Here is a 2,536-nt window from a genome sequence, read left to right on the forward strand (position 1 = left end):
CAGCGAACCGTCCAGCACGTACAACGCCCGGTCCCCCACCGCCCGGCCGATCGGCACCGCGCCGTCCACGGCGGACGGCACGTCGTAGACGGTGGCGCTGATCGTGGTCTCGGTGGGGCCGTACGTGTTGACCACGGCGACGTCCGGGTGGTGCCGCCGCCACCAGGCCAGGTCGGCCGGGCGTACCTCGTCCCCGCCGAGCACCAGCAGCCGCAGTGCGGCCGGGCTCCAGGTGGGCGCGGAGGTGCCGTCGGCGGTGACCTCGGCGATCAGCTCGGTGAGGTAGCCGGGGACGACCTCCATCACCGTCACCCGGTGCCGTTCCACGTCGGCGACGAGCTGGGCCGGGGCGACCAGGCCGTGCTCGGGCAGCACCAGCGCCGCCCCGCAGCTCAGCGCCGGGAAGATCTGCTCGACGGAGGCGTCGAAGGCCAGCGCGGCGAACTGGAGCACCCGGTCGGCCGGACCGAGTCCGAACCGGCGTCGCATCCGGGACACGTGCGCGGCCATCGCCGCCCTCGACACGCCGACACCCTTCGGCCGGCCGGTCGAGCCCGACGTGTAGATGACATACGCCAGCTGGCCGCCGTCCACCGGCACACCCGGGTCGTCGTCACGGCCACCATCGGGCAACTCGCCGTCCAGCACCACGCTCACGCCGAGGTCGGAGGTCAGCAGTTCCCGCCGCTGCGCCGGCCAGGAGGGGTCGATCGGCACATACGCGCCACCCGCCTTCAACACACCCAACACCGCGACCAACATGTCCACCCCACGCGGCAACCGGACACCCACAAGCGACTCCGGACCCACACCACGACCCCGCAACCACCACGCCACCCGATTCGCCCGCGCGTTCAACTCCCCGTACGACACCACCCCACCCGCGGCAACCACCGCCACCGCACCCACACCACGACGCACCCGCTCCTCGAACCCCACCACCGGATCCACCACCCGGCCCACCACCTCCGGCGCACCGAAACGCCGCAACACACCCCGCTCCCCCGACGGCAACCCCAACCCACCAACCCGCACACCCGGATCAGCCACCACCGCCACCAACAACTCCCGACACCGACCCACCAACCGACCGATCGACACCGCATCGAACAGATCCGTCCGGTACTGCACGAAGCCGCCGGCCGCGCCGGGGTCGGTGGTGAACGTGACCATCAGGTCGAACTTGGTGACGTCGAACGGGATCTCGGCGGGACGCAGCCGCGCGGCGCCGAGCCGGGGCGCGGCGATCGAGCGCACCTCCAGGTCGAACATGGCCTGGAACAGCGGGGTCCGGCCTGCCTCCCGGTCCGGGCGCAGCTCCTCCACCACCCGCTCGAAGGGGAGCTCCTGGTACTGGTAGGCGTCCAGCGCCCGGTCACGGACCCGGCCGAGCAGCTCGGTGAACGTCGGGTCGCCGCTCAGGTCGGCGCGCATCACCACTGTGTTGACGAAGAAGCCGATGACGTTCTCCACCTCGGGCCGGGTGCGCCCGGCCACCGGCACCCCGACGCCGAAGTCGTCCTGCCCGGTCCAGCGGGCCAGCACCGCCTGGAAGGCGGCCAGCAGCGTCATGTAGAGCGTGGCGCCGTGCGCGCGGCCGATCCGCTCCAGCGCGGCCACCAGTTCGGGGTCCAGGGTGAACTCGTGGGTCGCGCCGGCCCAGGACGGGCGGGCCGGCCGGGGCCGGTCGGTGGGCAGTTCCAGCGCGGGCAGGCCGGCCAGCCGCTCCCGCCAGTGGGCCAGTTCGGTGTCGAGCCGCTCGCCGGTGAGTTCCCGGCGCTGCCAGCCGGCGTAGTCGGCGTACTGCACCGGCAGTTCCGGCAGCGACTCCCCGGCGTAGGCGGCACCCAGTTCGCGTACCAGCACGCCCATCGACCAGCCGTCGGAGACGATGTGGTGCATGGCCAGCACGAGCAGGTGGTCCTCCGGCCCGAGCTGCCAGACCAGGGCCCGGAACAACGGGCCGGACGCCAGGTCGAACGGGCGGTGCAGCTCCCGCTCGGCCTGCGTCACCGCCTCGGTGTACGGGTCGGCGGCGGATCGGGTGTCGTACCAGTCGGCGGTCACGTCGCCGATGGCAGCGACCCGCTGCACCGGCTGCGTGCCGACCACGGGGAAGGTGGTCCGCAGCGACTCGTGCCGGTCGACGAGCTGCCGCAGCGCCCGGTCGAGCCGGTCCCGGTGCAGCGGTCCGTCCACCCGCCAGGCCAGCGCCGCCATGTAGTCGGGCGCGTCGGGCTCCAGCCGGTGCAGGAACCACATCCGCTCCTGCGCGAACGAGAGCGGGAAGTCGCCGCTGCGCCGCAGCCGGGTGATCGCGGGCGCGGTGCCGGCGGTGGACGCGGGCAGCGCGGCGGCGAACTCGGCGATGGTGGGGTGGGCGAAGAAGGTCCGCACGTCGACGGGACGGTCGAGCGCCTTCACCAGTCGGGCCACCGCGAGGGTGGCGAGCAGGGAGTGGCCGCCCAGGTCGAAGAAGTCGTCGTGGATGCCGATCCGGTCGACGCGCAGCACCTGCCGCCAGACGTCCGCGATC

1 protein-coding gene is annotated in these 2,536 nt (G+C 73.1%); it reads right to left on the reverse strand.

Annotation, left to right across the window (positions count from 1 at the left end; all coding sequences use genetic code 11):
• Nucleotides 1-2,536, reverse strand: a 2,536-nt coding sequence (locus tag OC439_RS30095) for a condensation domain-containing protein (RefSeq protein WP_262016370.1), incomplete at both ends; no start/stop codon positions are given.

Source organism: Micromonospora sp. Mcm103, assembly GCF_024519755.1.
GTDB lineage: Bacteria > Actinomycetota > Actinomycetes > Mycobacteriales > Micromonosporaceae > Micromonospora > Micromonospora aurantiaca.